Source organism: Pseudomonas sp. JV414, assembly GCF_032424305.1.
In the GTDB taxonomy this organism is placed as follows: domain Bacteria; phylum Pseudomonadota; class Gammaproteobacteria; order Pseudomonadales; family Pseudomonadaceae; genus Aquipseudomonas; species Aquipseudomonas lini.
The window spans coordinates 128,559-149,841 of sequence record NZ_VYKC01000001.1; the positions used below are offsets into that span (position 1 = coordinate 128,559).

The following is a 21,283-nucleotide window of genomic DNA, read 5'->3' on the forward strand; positions in this document are numbered from 1 at the left end:
TCGATAACATCGCGCCAAGGGCAAACAGTCAGTAAACTGCGTTCTAATCCCGAACCACTCTTTCTCAGAGGTTTTGCATGACACTCAGTCCTTTTGCGGGCAAACCGGCACCGGCAGAACTGTTGGTCGACATCCCGCGACTGGTGACGGCCTATTACACCGGCCAGCCCGATGCAGCCATTTCTACCCAGCGCGTCGCCTTCGGCACGTCCGGACACCGAGGTAGCTCGTTCGATCTGAGTTTCAACGAATGGCACGTTCTGGCCATCAGCCAGGCAATCTGCCTGTACCGCGAAGCCCAGGGTATCGACGGTCCACTGTTCGTCGGTATCGACACCCACGCGCTGTCTACGCCGGCCGGTGCCAGCGCCCTGGAAGTGCTGGCGGCGAATGGCGTGACGGTGATGATTGCCGAAGGCGACGAGTACACGCCGACTCCGGCCATTTCCCACGCGATTCTTTGCTACAACCGTGGGCGCACTTCGGGCCTGGCAGACGGCATCGTCATCACGCCGTCCCACAACCCGCCACAAAGCGGTGGCTACAAGTACAACCCTACCAACGGCGGCCCGGCCGATACCCATATCACCAAGTGGATCGAAGCCAAGGCCAACGAGCTGCTGGCGGCCAAACTCGCTGGCGTCAAACGCATCAGCTACGAGCAGGCCCTGAAGGCCAGCACCACCCATCGTCACGATTACCTCAACACCTATGTCGCTGACCTGATCAACGTGATCGACTTCGACGCCATCCGCGATGCGAAGCTGCGTCTGGGCGTCGATCCGCTGGGCGGAGCAGGGGTGCGCTACTGGTCGGCGATTGCCGAGCACTATCGCCTGGACCTGGAGGTGGTGAATAAAGAAGTTGATGCGACATTCCGTTTCATGACCGTCGACTGGGACGGGCAGATCCGCATGGACCCATCGTCCAGCCACGCCATGCAAGGTCTGATCGGACTGAAAGAGCGTTTTGACGTGGCCTTTGCCTGTGACCCGGATCACGATCGACATGGCATCGTGACCCCGTCCGGTGGTTTGCTGGCACCCAACAACTACCTCGCGGTGACGATCGATTACCTGTTCCAGAATCGTCCACAGTGGCGCGCCGATGCAGCCGTGGGCAAAACCGTGGTCAGCAGTGGCTTGATCGATCGCGTTGCCAAGCGCCTGGGCCGTCGCCTGTACGAAGTGCCGGTCGGCTTCAAATGGTTTGCTGATGGCCTGTTCGACGGCTCCCTCGGCTTTGGTGGCGAAGAAAGTGCTGGCGCGTCGTTCCTGCGCAAGGACGGCAGTGTCTGGTGCACCGACAAGGATGGCTTGATTCCGGCATTGCTGGCCGCCGAAATGACTGCTCGCACGGGCCGCGACCCTAGCCAGGCCTATCGCGCGCTGACCGATGAACTGGGCGAACCTTTCTCGGTACGGGTCGATGCCAAGGCGAACCCCGAGCAGAAAGCGCTGCTGAGTAAATTGTCGCCGGATCAGGTCACCTCGACTCAGTTGGCGGGTGAAGCGATCCAGAGCATCCTCAGCCATGCACCGGGCAACGACCAGGCCATTGGCGGTCTGAAAGTCATGACCGAAAACGGTTGGTTCGCGGCGCGGCCATCGGGCACTGAGGATATCTACAAGATCTACGCGGAAAGCTTTGTCAGTGACGATCACCTGAAGCTGTTGGTGGCGGAAGCTCAGACCTTGGTGGATGGCGCGATTTCTGCGAAATAGGTGACGGCCCCTTCGCGGGCAAGCCTCGCTCCTACAGAAGTTAGTCGCCCATGTGAACGACACTATTCCTGTAGGAGCGAGGCTTGCCCGCGAAGGCGTCGCTACAGTTACCCAGGATTTCAACCACAAAAAAGGGGCGACCATTAACGGTCGCCCCCTTTTTTTGCCCTGCATTTACCGCATCAAGCCACATCAACCAACACAATCTCACTGTCCTCAATCGCCGTCACGCGCAACACCTGCTCATCGGCAATCGCGACACCGTCTCGAGCTTGTGCACGCAAGCCATTGACTTCAATGACCCCAGTGGCTGGAACCAAGTAAGCCCGACGGCCACTCTCCAGCTGATACTCCGCGGACTCACCGGCCTTCAGATTCGCCGCCACCAGACGAGCATCGGCGCGAATGTGCAGGCTTTGATCATCGCCGGCCTTGCCACTGGCCAGGGTCACGAAACCTTCGCGCTCGCCTTTGGGGAACGGCTTGGCACCCCACGACGGGGCCGAACCCACTTCGTTGGGGATGATCCAGATCTGAAAGATCCGGGTCTCGGTTGCTTCCAGGTTGTACTCACTGTGAGCGATTCCGGTGCCGGCGCTCATGACCTGCACGTCGCCCGCTTCGGTGCGGCCCTTGTTACCGAGGTTGTCTTGGTGGGTGATCGCGCCTTCACGAACGTAGGTGATGATTTCCATGTCACGGTGCGGGTGTTGCGGGAACCCGGTGCCGGCGGCAATCACGTCATCGTTCCACACCCGCAGGTTGCCCCAGTTCATGCGCTTGGGGTCGTGGTACTCGGCGAACGAAAAGTGGTGATGGGCATCCAACCAGCCATGGTGTGCGCCGCCCAGCGAGTTGAAAGGTCTGAGTTCAAGCATGATCGTCTCCTGAAAGGTTCGTCATTAGGGCAGAACGCATAGGGCCATAAACGAGAACCGGTGGTTGATGGCGAGCATCATCTATCAGGTATTAATCGATAAAAAGCGTAAAAAATGCCTCAATACAATCGAATTAATTGATATCAAATATCCTCGAAACATTCTCACCCAGCCTTCACTTCATCGCATAAGCCAATGACCTGTAAGCATTTCACTAGAACTCAACGGAAAATGCAGACACCATAGCCCTCAACAGCCTCACACCCTGGAGTCCGTCAGCGTGCCGCAACACACCCCCGATCTTCCCCCCGAACTTCGTCCCTTGGCCGAGATGCCACTGCTCAAGCGCCTGGCCGCCCGGTTCTTTGGCCATGGCCTTACCCGATTGCGCGCGCAACACCGTGCGTCCTGGCTGCACGGCCAAGCCGACGGTTTTCGCAGTGGCCACAGCGCCGGTGTGGAGTACGGCTATAAGGAAGGCAAACTCGAGGGGTTGGAGGAAGGTCGGCAGGTTCTGTTGATTCGCGACTCGCGCTCGACCGAGCATCGACCGCCCAACGTCGATGACAATCTGTTCGACGATTGGCGGCTGCCATTGAGTGCTGAGCTGAAGAAGCGCATGAAGGCCGACGTGGCGCGATTACTGCCCGCGCACGCCCAGCCGAGCACCGCCCAATGGAAGATGATTTTCAGCGACACCCCCTCGACCTCGGTGATCGCCGGCGCGGGCGCGGGCAAGTCGACTACCCTGGTGCTGCGAATTCTGCTGCTCAACCACTACCTGGGGTTTGAGCTGAGCTCTATGACCGTGGTGACCTTCACCCGCGAATCGCGCAAGGACTTCATCAATAAACTGATCGAGCTGTTTGCAGTCTGGGGTCGGGGAATCAGCCTTAAAGAAGCGCGCGATCTGGTGCGCACTTTCCATTCGCGCATCCTGCCGATGGTTCGCAGTCTGCCAGGTTTCGAGCGGCTGCAAGCCTTCGAAAACCTCAGTCACCGCGTGCAAGGCGGCGACGAAGAGGTCGACAGCAACCCCTTCGACCTTCGCATCAATGACGCCCAGCGTCAGCAACTCAACGCCTGTTATCACAGTCTGCACACCCGCGATGAACGTTTCCGCGAACTGATCAAACCTTTGTCGCGTCATGCCTTGCAGCTCAAAGAGCTGGAGCGTGATCACCCGGACGTGCAGAAACGCATGGCGGTGACTGAACTCGCCGCCAAGCGCGATGAAGAACTGTGCGACACCATCGAGGACTTATGGTTTCGCGCCGGTGCCTGGCCGATCAAGGGCATCGAACCGAATCGTCAGACCTTCGATATCAACGGTTCGACCTTTCATTGCCACGGCTACATTCCGACGCTGGATGCCTGGGTGGTGCTGGGTTTCGATCCTCGGGAAAATCCCCTGGTCAGCCGTCCGAATGCCAAACTTTCAGTGCGCGCAGAATGGGCAGTAAAGCGCACCCTGTTTCAAGCTTTCTGTCGTAAGCCTTTGATATGGCTAGACAGTTATGAATCTTCAAAGCGTGTTTTGGCATCGCTTGCCGGGGACGCCAGCGCCGGGCCGGGCTTCGATTACAAGGTCAAGGGCGAGCTCGGTTCTGCGCCGTTGCTGGACTGTTTTGTCGCGGCGGCCGGGTTTATTGAAAACCTCGGCCTGGATGTGCCGAATGCCGTGGGCCAGATGAGTTTCGCCAAGGATGACCCGGACCGGTTCTTCTTCGAGGCCTTGAGTCTGTTCTGGCGAGCGCTGGAAGATCATCTGCTGGATCAATCGCCACCGGTGATGACCTACAACCGGATGTTCGCCTTGTTCAGTGAACATTCGCCGGAGAATCTCAAGCTGCTGAGCGATGAGCTGCTCAGGCCAATGTCGCACTTGATGATTGACGAGTTTCAGGACGTGTCGCCGCAGATCGTTTCGTGGATTCGCGCCAGCCTGGCGGAGATCCGCAGTCGCGGACCGGCCATGCATGTGGGGCGTGGCGCGCAGCGTTCGTCATTGCTTTGTGTCGGTGATGACTGGCAGTCCATCTATGGCTGGCGCGGCAGCTCGCCGACTTACTTCATGGAATTCAACAAGGAATTCCCGTCGCCGAGCACGACCAAAGTGATGCTCAGCGACAATTACCGCAGCCATCAGCACATCATCGACGCGGCGGAGCATATCGTCCGCGCGGCTCCGGCGATCGCTGGCAAGAAGGCCAAGGCTAGCGGTGAACCCAAGGCACTGCTGCCGGTGAATGTGCTCGATCGGGATGACCAAGGCATGGCCCAGCGCCTGATCGAACACTATAGAAAGGGCGATTCAATCTTGATGCTTTATCGAAAAAGCAGCGATAAGTCATTGATTGAAGAACATATTCAATCTGTAGTTAATGTGGATTCTAGCTTGCCGTACGACGCTCGACGACTCAAGCAATTGACCTATCACAGCGCCAAAGGCCTGCAGGCGGATGCGGTATTTCTGCTGGGCGATTGCCAGCATCTGACCAGTTCACCCTACAAGAACCAGGTCTATCGCATGGCCGGGCTCGGCAAGGCTGGCGACAGCGAAGCTTACGACAGCGCACAGAAAGACGAGATTCTGCGACTGGCTTACGTGGGCATCACCCGGGCAGTGAGCCATTGCTATTGGTATGTCGATGGCCAGGATACCTCGGCTGCGAATATGCCCAAGGCCTCCGACCGGATCGGCAAGGGCAAGGCGTTTTTTGCGGATCATCGTCAGGGAAAAGTGTCTGCCTGATTTAAGAGAGTCTTGAGCCAGAGACAGTACCGACTGGCTGCGAAAAGTTGCGGGGGGCGTAATCCCGGCCTATGGTCCAAGGCGAGGCTTTGCTTGCGACTGGCGCGCAATGATTCGCCGCAGGTCGCTGTCCATCCAGTGCGGATACATGCAGCGAGGTGACGACATGCCGAACGACTCCCGTCCTGCCGTGCTCGAACTGATCGGTAATACGCCGCTGGTGCGTGTCAGCCGCTTCGATACCGGTCCGTGCACGCTGTTTCTCAAACTCGAATCGCAAAACCCCGGTGGCTCGATCAAGGATCGCATCGGCCTGGCAATGATCGACGCCGCCGAGCGCGATGGGCGCCTGCGCCCCGGCGGCACCATCGTCGAGGCCACCGCCGGCAACACCGGTTTGGGCCTGGCGCTGGTCGGTCGGGCCAAGGGATATCGGGTGGTGTTGGTGGTGCCGGACAAGATGTCCACCGAAAAGGTCCTGCACCTCAAGGCGATGGGCGCCGAAGTGCACATCACCCGTTCCGACGTCGGCAAAGGTCATCCCGATTATTACCAGGATGTCGCTGCGCGGTTGGCGCAGGAAATTCCCGATGCCTTCTTCGCTGATCAATTCAACAACCCGGCCAACCCGCTGGCCCACGAGTGCAGTACTGCTCCGGAGATCTGGGCGCAGACTCAGCATGATGTGGATGCCATCGTTGTCGGCGTCGGTTCGGCCGGCACGTTGACCGGGCTGACCCGTTTCTTTCAGCGCGTACAACCGAATCTGGAAATGGTGCTGGCCGACCCGGTCGGTTCGGTGATGGCCGAATACAGCCGCAGCGGCACCCTTGGTACGCCCGGTTCCTGGGCGGTGGAGGGTATTGGCGAAGACTTCATTCCGTCGATTGCCGACCTGTCCAGCGTGCGAAAGGCCTATTCGATCAGCGACGAGGAAAGCTTCGATCATGCGCGTCAACTGTTGCGCGCGGAAGGGATTCTCGGCGGCTCCTCGACCGGCACATTGCTGGCGGCGGCATTGCGTTACTGCCGCGAGCAAACCGAGCCGAAGCGGGTGGTCAGTTTCGTCTGCGACACAGGCACCCGCTACCTGTCGAAGGTCTACAACGACCAGTGGATGAACGATCAGGGGCTGCTTGCGCGCAAGCGCTACGGTGATTTGCGTGACCTGATCGCGCGGCGTTTCGAGGATGGCCGGGTGGTCAGCGTGGGCCCGGACGACACGCTGCTCACCGCGTTCCAGCGCATGCGCCTGGCGGATGTGTCGCAACTGCCGGTGCTGGTGGACGGGCAGCGGCTGGTCGGTGTGATCGACGAGTCCGATATCCTGCTTGGCGTGCACGAAGACGCTTCGCACTTCCGTATGGCAGTGAGCAGTGCGATGACTGACAAGCTGGAAATCCTGCCACCCGGCGCCAGTCTGGCTGAACTGGAGGCGAAGCTCGACCGTGGATTGGTAGCGATGATCGCCGACGACTCGGGTTTCCATGGGCTGATTACCCGCGTCGACATGCTCAATTACCTGCGGAGATCCCTTGCATGAGTCAGCACGATGAAACCGCCAAACCACGTGCCTTCGCCACCCGTGTGATCCATGCCGGACAGACGCCGGACCCGTCCACCGGGGCGCTGATGCCGCCGATTTATGCCAACTCCACCTATCTGCAACAGAGCCCGGGTGTGCACAAGGGCTTCGATTACGGGCGCTCGCATAATCCGACGCGCTTTGCGCTGGAGCGTTGTGTGGCGGACCTCGAGGGTGGTACCCAAGCCTTCGCCTTCGCTTCCGGGCTGGCGGCGATCGCCAACGTGCTCGAATTGCTCGATGCTGGCGCCCACATCGTCTCTGGCAATGACTTGTACGGCGGTACATTCCGCCTGTTTGACAAGGTGCGCCAGCGCAGTGCCGGGCATCGTTTCAGCTTCGTCGATCTGACTGACCTGGCTGCATTCGAGGCGTCGCTACAGGACGACACGCGGATGGTCTGGGTCGAGACGCCGAGCAATCCTCTGCTGAGCCTGACTGACCTCGCCGCCGTCGCGCGCACCTGTCGCGAGCGAGGCATCATTTGTGTGGCCGACAATACCTTTGCCAGCCCGTGGATACAGCGCCCGCTGGAGTTGGGCTTCGACATCGTGCTGCACTCGACGACCAAGTACCTGAATGGTCACTCCGACGTGATCGGCGGCATCGCGGTGGTCGGGCAGAACGCTGAACTGGCTGAGCGCCTGGGGTTTCTGCAGAACTCGGTGGGGGCTATCGCCGGGCCGTTCGATGCTTTTCTCACGTTGCGCGGGGTGAAGACCCTTGCGCTACGCATGGAGCGCCATTGCCGCAACGCGCTGGAGCTGGCGCAATGGCTGGAGCGTCAGCCGCAGGTGGCGCGTGTCTATTATCCAGGCCTGCCATCGCACCCGCAGCACGAACTGGCGCGGCGGCAAATGCGTGGATTCGGCGGGATGATTTCCCTCGATTTGAACTGCGACCTGGCTGGCACCAAGCGCTTCCTCGAGAGTGTGCGGATCTTTGCCTTGGCCGAGAGCCTGGGCGGGGTGGAAAGCCTGATCGAGCATCCGGCGATCATGACCCATGCCAGCATCCCCGTCGAAACCCGGGCACAACTCGGCATCGGCGATGCGCTGGTGCGTTTGTCAGTGGGGGTCGAGGATGTCGAAGACCTGCGCGCTGATCTGGCGCAGGCCCTGACGAAGGTCGGTTAAACACTATCCATGTAGGAGCTGCCGAAGGCTGCGATCTTTTGATTTTGGCTTTGTTGATTGATCGGGTTCAGGCAAGGGCAAAATCAAAAGATCGCAGCCTTCGGCAGCTCCTACACATCAGGCATAACTCCTGAGAGCCTCCGGCGGAATGAACGCCTCCAGCTCATCTTCCACAGCTTCAATGATTCGTTCTACATCCGCCGCATTCATGACCGTTGCGCAAGGAATACCGGCAATGGCGATCATGGTTTCGCCACTGGCGCGGTCGAACAGCCGGGCAACCATACTGCCCGGTGCATCCATGGTCGCTTCGAAACCCATGGGATGAAAATGCCAGCGCATCAGCTGGCAGGCATTTGGAAAAGTGACCTTGCTGAAAGACGCTTTATTCATGTGTTGCCCACCTTCATCATCGAGCGCTTCCTTTAGCTCATGTTAGGAGGGAAGAACCTTCAATGGCTCAACCGGTGACTGTCTTTAAAAGTAGCATCCAGATGTGAAAGTCATGTGGATTTTTTCAGTCCGTTTAGCGATTGGTTCATTTTTTTTTGACGCAGATCACGAGACACCGATTTTGTGGCGACAGGCCAATATTGCCGGGGCATTCCACGGGGGCATTGAAGCCTGGCGAGAACTTCGGCAAGCTCGGTTTTTTCTCATTGAGTCCTTTATGCACGCCGATGATGATGCTCCGTTGCAAACCCAGGTCACGGGCGAGACGGTCATGCGTTACCACCTGCGCTGGAAGCACCGGGATCTGGATGGCGTCATGGCGCTTTATCATCCGGATATTCAGTACAACGATTTTTTCCAGAACCGCATGATGGGGCTGGATGAGTTGCGCGAGTATGTGCGCGACAGCATGCCCCGCGATCCGGATGAAGCCCTGGAGCATTCGGACCGTATTCGCCTGGACGACGACACGGCGTTTATTCAGTACCGCATCACCCTTCGCGGCGGCGAGGGACTGGTGTCGTTTCGGACCAGCGAGGCAATTACCGTACGTGACGGGCTGATCTGGCGGGTCAATGAATACGCCACGCTCGTACACGAACAAGCGACCGGCAAAACCGCCCGCAACCTGCGCCCGGCGGTCAGTCGACTCGGGCTGTCACCGCGGCAGCTGAGTTTCATGGCCGAAGATTTGCTGCAGTACTTCCAGCGCCAGCAACCTTATCTGGATCCCGAGCTTGATCTGCAACGGGTGGCGAAGGAGTGCGGGTACAGCCGCAACCAGATTTCCTATCTGCTGAATCAGGTGCTGGGCCAAAGCTTCTACCGTTACGTCAATCAGGCGCGGTTGCAGCATTTGCTTACCGCACTGGACGCCGCCACACCGCCACTGCGTATCGACGAACTGGCCTTCGCGGCTGGCTTCAATTCGTTGTCGGCGTTTTACAGCTGTTTTCGCCGCCACACCGGCCTGTCGCCCAAGGCTTACGCCAAACAAATTTCTTTGCGGGCACGCGCGCAAGACAATCCCTGACCCCACGCACTAGGATCGACGCCATCGAAGTTTTGAGTGGCGGAGTCTTGCATGTCGGCGTGGCGCACGATCAGTTTGTGGATGGATCAACTCGACGAGCCATTGCTGGCGCTCCCGGCGCTGGAACAGGATCTGGACGTCGACGTGGCCATCATTGGCGCGGGGTACACCGGGCTCTGGACCGCGTACTACCTCAAGCGTCTGGCACCGGGGTTGAACATTGCCATCGTCGAAGCAAACATCGCGGGTTTCGGCGCGTCGGGCCGTAATGGCGGCTGGTTGATGGGCAATCTGCCGGGCGAAGATCGCTTGCTTGCCGATTTGCCGGACGAACAGCGCCGCGCTTCTTTCGATCTGCTGCACGGCATCCCTGATGAAGTAGAAATCGTCCTCGAACGAGAAGGTATCGACTGCGATTATCGCAAAGGCGGGGTGCTTTACTGTGCTGCGCGTTATCCAGAGCAGGAAGCCAGCCTGCGCCATTATCTGGACACGCTCTACCGCCAAGGGCTGACCGAAAACGACTACCGCTGGCTCAGTCCCGAGCAATTGGCGCAACAGATCAGAATTGCCAAACCTTATGGCGGTATCCATGCACCGCACGTCGCGACCATTAACCCGGCAAAGTTGGTCCGAGGTCTGGCACGGACGGTGGAGCGAATGGGGATCAACATTTATGAGAACAGCCCGGTCACTCAATGGCAGTCGGGCAGTTTGCGTACCGCCAAGGCTCAGGTCCGCAGCCGCTGGATCGTACCGGCGGTAGAAGGTTATGCGGCCACATTGCCACCGCTGGACCGTTATCAGTTGCCGGTCCAGAGTTTGCTGGTGGCGACCGAACCGCTGTCCGCCGCGACCTGGGACGAAATCGGCCTTAGCCAAGGTCAGGCCTTTAGTGAAAGCAGCCGCCAAGTCACCTATGGCCAGCGCACGGCGGATAACCGCTTGGTGTTCGGTGCTCGTGGCGGCTATCAATTTGCTGGCAAATTGCGCCATGACTTCGACCTGACCACCAGCGAAATAGAGTTGCGGCGCTACCTGTTCAGTGAACTTTTCCCGCAGCTCAAGAACGTCCGAATCACCCATGCCTGGGGCGGCAACCTGGGTATGTCTCGGCGCTTCAAGCCGCACATGCTCTGCGATCAGGCCAGCGGCATCGCCGTGTCCGGCGGTTATGGCGGGGAGGGTGTCGGTGCCAGCAACCTCGGCGGGCGAACCCTGGCCGACCTGATTCTTCAGCGCGATACCGAGTTGGTCCGCCAGCCGTGGGTTATTCCTCAGGGCGGTCTCGACGCGCTCAAAGCCTGGGAACCCGAGCCCTGCCGCTGGCTGGGTTACAACGCGATCATCCGCAGCTTCGTCCACGAAGACCAGACCCTGGCCAACCCGGCCACCGCGCCTTGGCGACGCAAACTGGCCAGCCGGGTGGCGGGGTTCATGGAGGGTTTCATGCACTAAACGGCGACGCTCTGAGTTGCCAGCCCGTGCGCAAGACCTGCGTTTTGATCTTCTGATTGCGCGTTGCGCCCCCGATAGACGGGGCGCGCTTCGCTCAACCGTCCCAAACCTGAAACGCAGAGATAGACTTGCCCAGCACTATCGCAACTAACTGATCGTTTAATTTATTTGATGGCAATGCGCTGGCACTTATATTAATAAGTCCGAAAATGAGAACTCATCTACAGAAAAACAACTTACCCATATTTAATATTTAGATAGCAGATTGTCAGACAATCCAGCTAAAACCTTCAACTACAAACTATATTTCGACAGCGCGCGCACTGTTTACTGGAGTTCGCCGGAGCGACTCAATTTGACGTCAAAAAAAATGTAGACGTTTGATTTCGAATTGTGTCAGTTTTTATACGCCTTCATTGGGCGAGTGATAGGACGATCTCGCCAGAGATTGTCGTATCGGACAAAAACTGTTCCATTGCTAAACAAGGAAGTGTGTTTATGTCGAAAGTAAAAGACAACGCTATTGATCTTGCCGAACAGGGCTTTGCGCCATTCCCAGCGCTGGCTGCACCCAGTTCCGCCTACAACCAGATCGATAGTTTCAGCCATCAGTATGATCGGGGTGGCAATCTCACGGTCAATGGCAAACCCTCCTTCTCCGTCGACGAGGCTGCTACCCAGCTGCTGCGTGACGGCGCTGCCTACCAGGACAAGGACGGCAGCGGCAAAATCGAACTCACCTACACGTTCCTGACCTCGGCCTCGTCGAGCACCATGAACAAGCACGGTATCACCGGGTTCAGTCAGTTCAGCGCGCAACAGAAAGCACAGGCCGCACTCGCCATGCAATCCTGGGCCGACGTGGCCAATGTCACCTTCACCGAAAAGTCTTTTGGCGGTGACGGTCACATGACCTTCGGTAACTACAGTGGTGGTCAGGATGGCGCGGCAGCATTCGCCTACCTGCCAGGCACCGGTCCAGGTTATGACGGTACTTCGTGGTATCTGACGGGCAGTGGCTACAACGTCAACAAGACGCCGGACCTGAACAACTACGGTCGTCAGACCCTGACCCATGAAATCGGTCATTCCCTGGGCCTGGCTCACCCTGGCGACTACAACGCCGGTGAAGGTGCGCCGACCTACAACGACGCGACCTACGGGGAAGACACCCGCGGTTACAGCCTCATGAGTTACTGGAGTGAAAGCAATACCGACCAGAACTTCAGCAAGGGGGGGGTGGAAGCCTATGCGTCCGGTCCGCTGATGGACGATATCGCTGCCATCCAGAAACTCTACGGTGCCAACACCACCACCCGTACCGGTGACACCACCTACGGCTTCAACTCCAACGCCGGTCGCGACTTCCTGAGCGCGTCTTCGTCGTCGGACAAAGTCGTGTTCTCGGTCTGGGATGCGGGCGGCAAGGACACCCTGGATTTCTCCGGTTTCACCCAAAACCAGAAGATCAACCTCAATGAAGCCTCGTTCTCCGATGTTGGCGGCATGGTGGGCAACGTGTCCATTGCCAAAGGCGTCACCGTCGAGAACGCGATTGGCGGTTCGGGTAGCGACCTGCTTATCGGTAACACCGTCGCCAACGAGCTGAAAGGCGGTGCCGGCAACGACATCCTCTTCGGCGCGGGCGGTTCGGACAAACTGTGGGGCGGTTCGGGTTCGGACACCTTTGTGTTCGCGGCCAGCAGCGACTCCAAGCCAGGTGCGGTCGACCAGATCCTCGATTTTGTCAGTGGCCTGGACAAGATCGACCTGACCGGAATCACCAAAGGCGCGGGCCTGCATTTCGTGAACTCGTTCACCGGTGCGGCAGGCGATGCGGTATTGACCACTTCGGGCGGCAATAGCCTGTTGTCGGTGGACTTCTCCGGGCACGGCGTGGCTGACTTCCTGGTCAGCACCGTTGGCCAGGCGGCGTTCTCGGACATCGTGGCCTGATTCAAGGCAAAAAGGAGGGCGGCGTTTGATACGCCGCTCTCTGTCCCTTGAACGACGATCCAGAGTAAAACGCCCTATGATCCAGAACGTTTTTACCTACAAAGCAACCGCGTGGCTGTTGGCGACGCTGATGATGTTTCTTGGAGATGTAGCCATGGCACGCAGCCTGAAATTAGCCGATCCGTCGGAACTCGCCGGGAAATGGCAGGCCACCTTGAACACCGCGCAAGACTCGCCCGAGTCCCAGGCGCTGCAGGACAAACCGTCGAATGTCTGTTCGATCGAGCTCAAATCGGACCAGACCCTGGGTGAGGGTGCCGACTGCCTCGGCGCCTGGCTGAACGAGTCGGCGATCGGCTGGTTCCCGGAGCCGGATGGCATTGCCGTGACCGGTAAAGAAGGCTCAAGAATTGTGTTTTTCAGCCGACAGAATGAGGGGCTTTATAAAAGCGCCTTGAAGTCAGGTCTGATCATTACGCTCGAGCGCGCAGCGCAAAAGTGAACAATGCCGGACCGGCGTCAGGTGTTGAATATAAAACTCGTTATTGCCGTTATCAGCAGTCATTAAATAACCGGAACTCTTTAAAGAACACAAAGAGTTGTTATTAATGTGTAAGCGATAACCGGCAAAAGAATGTCTCGGCCATGTGCGGACAGTTAATTGGAACCTCGCCAAGTAGGTGAGGGTTAATACCTCAGGAAAAACCAATGAAGATGGCGAATAGCCCGGCCACCGCACCGTTATTCAAGGCACTGGGCGACTATAAAAGCATCCTGATCAGCGTCGGGTGTTTTACCGCACTGATTAATGTGCTGATGTTGGTCCCGTCGATTTATATGCTTCAGGTCTATGACCGGGTACTGTCTTCGCAAAACGAAACCACCCTGGCGATGTTGTCGTTGATGGTGGTCGGGTTTTTCGCTTTCATCGGCCTGCTGGAGATCGTGCGTAGCTTCATTGTCATCCGTATCGGCAGCCAACTGGAGCGGCGTTTCAACCTGCGGGTGTATCAAGCTGCTTTCGAGCGCAACCTGTTCAAGGGCGAGGGCAACGCGGGGCAATCCCTGGGCGACCTGACCCATATTCGCCAATTCGTCACCGGCCCGGCGCTGTTTGCCTTCTTCGACGCACCGTGGTTTCCGGTCTATTTGTTTGTGATCTTTCTGTTCAACGTCTGGCTCGGCGTATTGGCCACCGCAGGCGCGGTGCTACTGATCGGGCTGGCCTGCCTCAACGAGGCGATGACCAAAAAGCCTTTGGGCGAAGCCGCGGGGTTTTCCCAGAAATCCAGCCAACTGGCCACCAGTCACCTGCATAACGCCGAAACCATTCAGGCCATGGGCATGCTGGGGGTCTTGCGCAAGCGCTGGTTCCAGGTGCACTCGCGTTTTCTCGGCTTGCAGAATCAGGCCAGCGACACCGGCGCGGTCATCAGTTCCCTGAGCAAAACCCTGCGCCTGTGCCTGCAATCCCTGGTGCTGGGACTGGGCGCGTTGCTGGTGATCCAAGGTGACATGACCGCCGGGATGATGATCGCCGGTTCCATCCTGATGGGCCGGGTACTGAGCCCCATCGATCAGTTGATCGCTGTGTGGAAACAATGGAGCGGCGCCAAACTCGCTTACCGCCGTCTCGATGCCTTGCTGCAAGCCTTTCCACCGACTGAGGAGGCCATGGCGCTGCCGGCGCCGAAAGGCCAGATCACGTTCGAACAAGTCAGCGCTGGCCCGCCAGGGCAACGAGCAGCGACTTTGCACATGGTCAATTTCAACCTGGGTGCCGGGGAAGTGCTGGGCGTGCTCGGGGCATCCGGTTCCGGTAAATCGACCCTGGCCCGGGTGCTGGTCGGTGTCTGGCCAACGCTCGGCGGCACGGTGCGCCTCGACGGAGCGGACATTCATCGCTGGAACCGCGACGACCTCGGCCCCTACATCGGTTATCTGCCCCAAGACATCGAACTGTTCAGCGGCAGCATCGCCGAAAACATCGCCCGATTCCGTGAGGCGGATCCGCAAAAAGTCGTCGAAGCCGCGCAACAGGCCGGCGTTCATGAACTGATTCTGCGCATGCCACAGGGCTACGACACCGTGCTTGGCGAGGACGGCAGCGGTTTGTCCGGTGGCCAGAAGCAACGTGTGGCCTTGGCTCGCGCGCTGTATGGCCACCCGAGCCTGGTGGTGCTGGATGAACCGAACTCCAACCTCGACACCGTCGGCGAAGCGGCACTGGCCGGCGCCATCGCGCAAATGAAGGCCCAGGGCACCAGCGTGATTCTGGTCACCCATCGTTCTTCGGCCCTGGCCCAGGCCGACAAGTTGCTGGTGCTCAACGAAGGACGCTTGCAGGCCTTCGGCCCAAGCCAGGAAGTACTCAAGGCGCTTGCCGGTAACCAGTCAGGAGCCCAGGAACAACAACGTGAAAAACCTGCGCAGGCACCGGGCGGGCTCAGCATGAGCCGGCAGTATCAGCCCACGACAAGGAATTCGGGTGTATGAGCAGCACACGCATGAACGACGACAGCGAAGCGACGATGGAACACGACTACATCGCCGAACGCCCTGAGCGCGACGCACGTTTCTTCGCCCGCATGGGCTGGATTCTGGCGATTGTCGGTGCCGGTAGTTTCTTCACGTGGGCGAGCCTCGCGCCGCTCGATCAAGGCATTCCGGTGCAGGGGACCGTGGTGGTCTCGGGCAAGCGCAAAGCCGTGCAATCGATGAGCAGCGGCGTGGTCAGCCAGATTCTGGTGCGCGAAGGGCAGGTGGTGAAGCAGGGCCAGCCGCTGTTCCGCCTCGACCAGACCCAGGTCGCGGCCGACGTGCAATCGCTGCAAGCGCAATACCGCATGGCGTGGGCCAGCCTGGCGCGCTGGCAGAGTGAACGGGACAACCTCAAGCAGGTGAATTTCCCCGCCGAACTGAGCAACGATCCAGACCCGCGCCTGGCCTTGGTACTCGAAGGCCAACGGCAATTGTTCAGCAGCCGTCGCGAAGCCTTTTCCCGTGAGCAAGCCGCCCTGCGTGCCAACATCGAAGGCGCCAGCGCGCAACTGGCCGGCATGCGCCGCGCGCGCACCGACCTGACGGCTCAGGCCAGCTCCCTGCAACAACAGCTGAGCAATCTTCAGCCCTTGGCGGACAACGGCTACATCCCGCGCAACCGCTTGATGGATTACCAGCGTCAGTTGTCGCAAGTGCAGCAACAGCTGGCAGAAAACACCGGCGAAAGCGGGCGGGTGGAGCAGGGCATCCTTGAATCCCGCTTGAAACTGCAACAGCACAGCGAGGAATACCAGAAGGAAGTCCGCAGCCAACTGGCTGACGCGCAGCTCAAAAGCGTGACCCTGGAAGAGCAACTGACTTCCGCTGGCTTCGACCTGCAACACAGCGAAATCATCGCCACCGCCGACGGCATCGCCGTCAACCTTGGGGTTCACACCGAAGGCGCGGTGGTGCGTCAGGGCGACACGCTGCTGGAGATTGTCCCGCAAGGCACCCGTCTGGAAGTGGAAGGACACCTGCCGATCAATCTGATCGACAAGGTCGGCACGCACCTGCCGGTGGACATTCTGTTCACCGCGTTCAACCAGAGCCGTACCCCGCGAGTCCCCGGCGAAGTCAGCCTGATCTCCGCCGACCAGATGGTCGATGAGAAAACCGGCGTGCCGTATTACGTGCTGCGCAGCAGCGTCAGTGACCAGGCCATGGAAAAACTCAACGGTCTGGTGATCAAGCCCGGCATGCCTGCGGAAATGTTCGTGCGTACCGGTGAACGTTCACTCCTCAACTATTTGTTCAAACCGCTGCTCGACCGGGCAGGCTCCGCGTTGACCGAGGAATAAGGATGTTCGGCTGTATGAATAAGTTTTCTTTGCTCGCAGCGACCGTGGCGTTGCTGACGTGCAACAGCGCGATGGCCATGGGGCCGTTCGACATTTATGAGCAAGCGTTACGCAATGATCCGGTGTTTCTCGGCGCCATCAAGGAACGCGATGCAGGCCTTGAAAACCGTACCATTGGCCGCGCCGGGCTGCTGCCCAGGATTGGTTACAACTACAACAAGGGGCGTAACACCTCCAAGGTCACCCAGATTAATGAGGGGAGACCCGACTTCACCGAGGACCGCAATTACACCAGTTACGGCTCAACCTTGACGCTGCAACAGCCGCTGCTCGACTACGAGGCTTATGCGGCGTATCGCAAAGGCGTGGCGCAATCGCTGTTCGCCGATGAAAACTTTCGCGGCAAGAGCCAGGAACTGCTGGTTCGCGTACTGGAGAATTACACCAAGGCGCTGTTCGCTCAGGACCAGATCGATATCGCCCGGGCCAAGAAAAAAGCCTTCGAACAGCAGTTTCAGCAAAACGAGCAGATGTTCCGCCAAGGGGAGGGCACGCGCACCGATATCCTCGAAGCCGAGTCACGTTACGAACTGGCGACCGCCGAGGAAATCGAGGCACGGGACGAACAGGATGCGGCCCTGCGTGAACTGGGCGCACTAATTGGCGTGCAGGCCATCGACATTGGCGACCTGACGCCGCTGGATCAGAATTTCCAGACCTTCACCCTGCAACCGGCCAATTACGACACCTGGCACGAGAGGGCGGTGGCCAACAACCCGAACCTGGCCTCCCAGCGCCAGGCGGTGGAAGTGGCGCGCTACGAGGTCGAACGCAACCGCGCCGGCCACCTGCCCAAAGTCAGTGCCTACGCCTCGGTGCGTCAGAACGAATCGGAAAGCGGCAATACCTACAACCAGCGCTACGACACCAACACCATCGGAATCGAAGTTAACGTGCCGCTGTATGCGGGCGGTGGGGTCTCGGCCTCGACCCGACAGGCCAGCCGCACCATGGAACAGGCCGAGTACGACCTGGACGGCAAGACCCGGGAAACCTTGATCCAGTTGCGCCGCCAGTTCAGCGCCTGCTTGTCGGGGGTCAATAAATTGCGGGCTTATCAGAAGGCATTGGTGTCGGCGGAAGCACTGGTGGTTTCGACCAAGCAAAGCATTTTGGGCGGCGAACGGGTCAACCTCGATGCGCTGAATGCCGAACAACAACTGTTCACCACCCGCCGGGATCTGGCCCAGGCGCGTTATGACTATTTGATGGCCTGGACCAAGTTGCACTACTACGCCGGCACCTTGAACGAGCAGGACCTGGCCAAGGTGGATGAGGCCTTCGGCCAGGGCCCGAACAAGGAAAATCGCACATCCCCGTAGGAGCTGCCGAAGGCTGCGATCTTTTGATCTTCCGGTGTCTTGCTGACACTAAAAGATCGCAGCCTGCGGCAGCTCCTACAAAAAACAAGAAAAAGCGAGAGTCATGAACATGGACGTACAGAACAAGCCGATGTCGGTCGGCACGCTATTGCTCTTGATTTCATCAGTACCAGGCTCAGCCCAGGCGCTTTACCTGGAAACCGGCACCCTCGGCGATCCCGCCAGTTGGCGCTCGGCAGAGTTCCAGCGCGATTGGGGCCTGGCGCGCATGCAGGCCGATCAAGCCTATGCCGCCGGCATCACCGGCAAGGGTGTGAAAATCGGCGCGCTGGATTCCGGTTTCGATTCCAGCCATCCCGAATTTGCCGCCGACCGTTATCACGCAGTGACCGCCAGTGGCAGCTATGTCGACGGCTCAGCATTCAACGTCAACGGCACGCTCAACACAAACAACGACTCCCACGGCACCCACGTCACCGGCACCATGGGCGCTTCGCGGGATGGCACTGGCATGCACGGCGTGGCGTACAACGCGCAAATCTATGTCGGCAACACCAACAAGAACGACAGTTTCCTGTTCGGTCCCAGCCCCGATCCGCGCTACTTCAAAGCAGTCTATGACGCCCTGGCGGACGCCGGTGTTCGCGCGATCAACAACAGCTGGGGCAGCCAGCCGCCGGACGTCAGCTACCGAACCCTCGACGATCTGCACGCCGCCTATGCCCAGCACTGGAACAAAGGCACCTGGCTCGATGCCGCCGCCGACGTTTCGCGGCGCGGCGTGATCAACGTGTTCAGCGCCGGCAACAGCGGCTACCCGAATGCCAGCGTGCGTTCGGCCTTGCCCTATTTTCAGCCGGATCTGGAAGGCCACTGGCTGGCAGTGTCGGGGCTGGATCAAAGCAATCAGCAAAAATACAACCAGTGCGGGATTGCCAAGTATTGGTGCATCACCACGCCGGGCGCAAAGATCGACAGCACCATTCCCGGCGGCGGTTACGCGATCAAGTCCGGCACTTCCATGGCCGCGCCGCATGCCACCGGGGCACTGGCGCTGGTGATGGAGCGCTATCCGTACATGAACAATCAGCAGGCGCTGGAGGTGCTGCTGACCACCGCGACCCAGCTCGACGGTTCGATCACCGAGGCACCGAGCGCGCGCATCGGTTGGGGTGTGGCCAACCTTGAGAGGGCGATGCGCGGGCCGGGGCAATTGCTCGGGTCGTTTGACGCCAATCTGGGGGCAGGGCAAAGCGATGTCTGGAGCAATGACATTTCAGACAAGGCGTTGATTCAGCGTCAGGCCGAAGACGCCGCCGAACGCAGCGCCTGGCAACAGACATTGAAGGACAAGGGCTGGGAGAACGTTGTCCCGGTCGGCGCCAGTCAGCAGGATCAAACCGATTACGCAGTGGGCACAGCGCGTGATTCCGCCGCCGCCAACCGAGTCTACGAAGGCAGCCTGATCAAGTCCGGTGCCGGGCGGTTGATGCTCACTGGCGACAACACTTATCGCGGCCCGACCACGGTCAACGGTGGTTTGCTGGCGGTGAACGGCTCGCTGACGTCGGCGGTCACCGTCAATGACAGTGGCACCCTCGGCGGGAACGGACGGATCGCTGCCTTGACTGCCAACGCCGGTGGCACCGTGGCGCCCGGTAATTCCATCGGTACGTTGCAGGTCAGCGGTGATGTGACGTTTGCGCCGGGTTCCACCTATGCCGTCGAACTCTCGCCGACTAGCAGCGACCAGATTATTGCCGGCGGTACGGCCACGATCAGCGGCGCCACCGTGAGCCTGTCCCTGGAAAACAGCCCGACCTTGCTCAGCACCCAACAAGTGCAAAGCCTGCTGGGCAATCAGTACAACATCCTGCAAGCGGCGGGGGGGATTCAAGGTCAGTTCGGCGCGGTGCTGCCCAACTACCTGTTCATCGGCGGCAGCCTTGATTACGCCGCGACCGGCATTCAGCTGAGCGTGGAGCGTAACGCCACGACCTTCGCCAGCGTCGGGCAAACGCCGAATCAGCGTTCCGTCGCCGCCGCAGTGGAAGGGCTTGGAGCGGGTAACACGGTCTACGAAAGCCTGCTGCTGTCGCCGACCGCCAGTTCGGCGCAACAAGCGTTCCAGCAATTGTCGGGGGAAATCTACCCGGCGCTGGGATCGGTATTGATTAACGACAGTCGCTATCTGCGCGATGCGCTCGGTGAGCGTCTCAATGAAGCCAACGGTTCCCGAAACAACGGCTGGATCAAGGCATTGGGCGCCTGGGGCAAGACCGATGACAGTCACGACACTGCCGGCTACACCACCTCGATTGGCGGTTTGCTGGCGGGTGTCGATGGCGCGGTGGATGACCAAACCCGTGTCGGCCTGGTCGCCGGTTATAGCGACAGTTCGGTCAGCATGGGCTCTGGAACTCACTCATCAGCGCAGGTCGACAGTTATCACTTGGGTGCCTATGCCGGCCACGAAATGGGGGCGTGGCGTCTGAGTGCCGGTGGTGCCTACAGCTGGCATCGGGCCGACGTCAAACGTGACCTGCAATACGCTGACGTCAGCGCCAAACAGAAAGCCAAGGTCGATGCCGGGACCACTCAGGTGTTCGGCGAAGCGGCCTATCGCCTGAACCTGCAAGCACTGGCTTTGGAACCGTTCGCCAATCTGGCTTACGTGCATCTCGATACCGAGGGCTTCACCGAAAAAGGTGACGCCGCCGCGCTCAAAAGCAGCGGCGACCGGCGTGACGCAGTACTCAGCACCTTGGGCGTACGCGCGCTGAAAACGCTGACGCTGTCCGGTCAGCAACAGCTGGACCTGAGCGGCAGCCTCGGCTGGCAACACAACCTGAGCAATACCGATTCCGAGCAACACCTGGCGTTTGCCAGCGGTGGCACTCCGTTCGTGGTGGAAAGCTCGCCGCTGGTTCGCGATGCGGCGTTGGTGGGCGCCCATGCCAGCCTGGCCTTGAGCCGGGATGTTCGGTTGAACCTTGATTACACCGGCCAACTGGCCAGCCGCGAGAAGAGCCACGGCGTCGGGCTGAGTCTCAATTGGCAGTTTTAATGCGGTCAAGGGCT

General features: G+C 59.4%; 14 protein-coding genes. 12 read left to right on the forward strand and 2 right to left on the reverse strand.

What is annotated here, in order from left to right; all coding sequences use genetic code 11:
• Window positions 1–77 precede the first annotated feature (77 nt).
• On the forward strand, window positions 78–1,724 hold the full coding sequence (gene pgm, locus F6R97_RS00595; RefSeq protein ID WP_038983354.1) for a phosphoglucomutase (alpha-D-glucose-1,6-bisphosphate-dependent): 1,647 nt from the start codon (window positions 78–80) through the stop codon (window positions 1,722–1,724).
• 182 nt (window positions 1,725–1,906) lie between these two features.
• Here the strand turns inward: pgm and F6R97_RS00600 are convergent, their stop codons facing one another.
• Window positions 1,907–2,602 carry a pirin family protein gene (locus F6R97_RS00600; protein WP_038983353.1) on the reverse strand — a complete coding sequence of 232 codons (696 nt, stop codon included), beginning with the start codon at window positions 2,600–2,602 and terminating at the stop codon, window positions 1,907–1,909.
• A 280-nt stretch (window positions 2,603–2,882) separates the two neighbouring features.
• Here F6R97_RS00600 and F6R97_RS00605 point away from each other — a divergent pair, with 280 nt between their 5' ends.
• The 3 genes from F6R97_RS00605 to F6R97_RS00615 all read left to right on the forward strand — a co-directional run bounded on the left by F6R97_RS00605 (window position 2,883) and on the right by F6R97_RS00615 (window position 8,078).
• Entirely contained in the window at window positions 2,883–5,357 is a 2,475-nt protein-coding gene (locus tag F6R97_RS00605) for a UvrD-helicase domain-containing protein (RefSeq protein ID WP_315865814.1), read from the forward strand.
• Window positions 5,358–5,523: 166 nt separating this feature from the next.
• Window positions 5,524–6,900 carry a pyridoxal-phosphate dependent enzyme gene (locus F6R97_RS00610; RefSeq protein ID WP_038983739.1) on the forward strand — a complete coding sequence of 459 codons (1,377 nt, stop codon included), beginning with the start codon at window positions 5,524–5,526 and terminating at the stop codon, window positions 6,898–6,900.
• Window positions 6,897–8,078, forward strand: a complete 1,182-nt coding sequence (locus F6R97_RS00615; protein ID WP_315865815.1) for a cystathionine gamma-synthase — start codon at window positions 6,897–6,899, stop codon at window positions 8,076–8,078. Before F6R97_RS00610 ends, F6R97_RS00615 begins: the two co-directional genes overlap by 4 nt.
• Window positions 8,079–8,195: 117 nt before the next feature.
• Here F6R97_RS00615 and F6R97_RS00620 read toward each other — a convergent pair whose 3' ends face one another.
• The gene (locus F6R97_RS00620) at window positions 8,196–8,471 is read right to left on the reverse strand and encodes a DUF1652 domain-containing protein (protein WP_048393468.1); all 276 of its coding nucleotides are present in this window, start codon (window positions 8,469–8,471) and stop codon (window positions 8,196–8,198) included.
• Window positions 8,472–8,748: 277 nt separating this feature from the next.
• Here F6R97_RS00620 and F6R97_RS00625 point away from each other — a divergent pair, with 277 nt between their 5' ends.
• From F6R97_RS00625 to F6R97_RS00660, 8 genes are all read left to right on the forward strand, one after another.
• Window positions 8,749–9,564, forward strand: coding sequence for an AraC family transcriptional regulator (locus F6R97_RS00625; protein WP_038983349.1), 816 nt, complete (start codon window positions 8,749–8,751; stop codon window positions 9,562–9,564).
• Between the two features lie 51 nt (window positions 9,565–9,615).
• Window positions 9,616–11,022, forward strand: a complete 1,407-nt coding sequence (locus F6R97_RS00630; protein WP_315865816.1) for an FAD-dependent oxidoreductase — start codon at window positions 9,616–9,618, stop codon at window positions 11,020–11,022.
• 498 nt (window positions 11,023–11,520) lie between these two features.
• Window positions 11,521–12,978 (forward strand): serralysin family metalloprotease, encoded by a 1,458-nt coding sequence (locus F6R97_RS00635; RefSeq protein ID WP_038983347.1) that lies wholly within the window; start codon window positions 11,521–11,523, stop codon window positions 12,976–12,978.
• Between the two features lie 76 nt (window positions 12,979–13,054).
• Window positions 13,055–13,480 (forward strand): AprI/Inh family metalloprotease inhibitor, encoded by a 426-nt coding sequence (locus F6R97_RS00640; RefSeq protein ID WP_038983346.1) that lies wholly within the window; start codon window positions 13,055–13,057, stop codon window positions 13,478–13,480.
• Window positions 13,481–13,686: 206 nt separating this feature from the next.
• Window positions 13,687–15,474, forward strand: a complete 1,788-nt coding sequence (locus F6R97_RS00645; protein ID WP_315865817.1) for a type I secretion system permease/ATPase — start codon at window positions 13,687–13,689, stop codon at window positions 15,472–15,474.
• Entirely contained in the window at window positions 15,471–16,820 is a 1,350-nt protein-coding gene (locus F6R97_RS00650) for an HlyD family type I secretion periplasmic adaptor subunit (protein ID WP_007902362.1), read from the forward strand. Before F6R97_RS00645 ends, F6R97_RS00650 begins: the two co-directional genes overlap by 4 nt.
• A gap of 2 nt (window positions 16,821–16,822) precedes the next feature.
• Complete coding sequence (locus F6R97_RS00655) at window positions 16,823–18,202, forward strand: TolC family outer membrane protein (protein WP_315865818.1); 1,380 nt, start codon at window positions 16,823–16,825, stop codon at window positions 18,200–18,202.
• 109 nt (window positions 18,203–18,311) lie between these two features.
• Window positions 18,312–21,269: an autotransporter domain-containing protein gene (locus F6R97_RS00660; RefSeq protein WP_315865855.1), complete on the forward strand. Its 2,958-nt coding sequence runs from the start codon at window positions 18,312–18,314 to the stop codon at window positions 21,267–21,269.
• Window positions 21,270–21,283 lie beyond the last annotated feature (14 nt).

Coding starts and splice junctions, on each gene's coding strand:
- pgm (WP_038983354.1), top strand. CDS start 78: ATGACACTCAGTCCTTTTGCGGGCAAACCGGCACCGGCAGAACTGTTG.
- F6R97_RS00600 (WP_038983353.1), bottom strand. CDS start 2,602: ATGCTTGAACTCAGACCTTTCAACTCGCTGGGCGGCGCACACCATGGC.
- F6R97_RS00610 (WP_038983739.1), top strand. CDS start 5,524: ATGCCGAACGACTCCCGTCCTGCCGTGCTCGAACTGATCGGTAATACG.
- F6R97_RS00615 (WP_315865815.1), top strand. CDS start 6,897: ATGAGTCAGCACGATGAAACCGCCAAACCACGTGCCTTCGCCACCCGT.
- F6R97_RS00620 (WP_048393468.1), bottom strand. CDS start 8,471: ATGAATAAAGCGTCTTTCAGCAAGGTCACTTTTCCAAATGCCTGCCAG.
- F6R97_RS00625 (WP_038983349.1), top strand. CDS start 8,749: ATGCACGCCGATGATGATGCTCCGTTGCAAACCCAGGTCACGGGCGAG.
- F6R97_RS00630 (WP_315865816.1), top strand. CDS start 9,616: ATGTCGGCGTGGCGCACGATCAGTTTGTGGATGGATCAACTCGACGAG.
- F6R97_RS00635 (WP_038983347.1), top strand. CDS start 11,521: ATGTCGAAAGTAAAAGACAACGCTATTGATCTTGCCGAACAGGGCTTT.
- F6R97_RS00640 (WP_038983346.1), top strand. CDS start 13,055: ATGATCCAGAACGTTTTTACCTACAAAGCAACCGCGTGGCTGTTGGCG.
- F6R97_RS00645 (WP_315865817.1), top strand. CDS start 13,687: ATGAAGATGGCGAATAGCCCGGCCACCGCACCGTTATTCAAGGCACTG.
- F6R97_RS00650 (WP_007902362.1), top strand. CDS start 15,471: ATGAGCAGCACACGCATGAACGACGACAGCGAAGCGACGATGGAACAC.
- F6R97_RS00655 (WP_315865818.1), top strand. CDS start 16,823: ATGTTCGGCTGTATGAATAAGTTTTCTTTGCTCGCAGCGACCGTGGCG.
- F6R97_RS00660 (WP_315865855.1), top strand. CDS start 18,312: ATGGACGTACAGAACAAGCCGATGTCGGTCGGCACGCTATTGCTCTTG.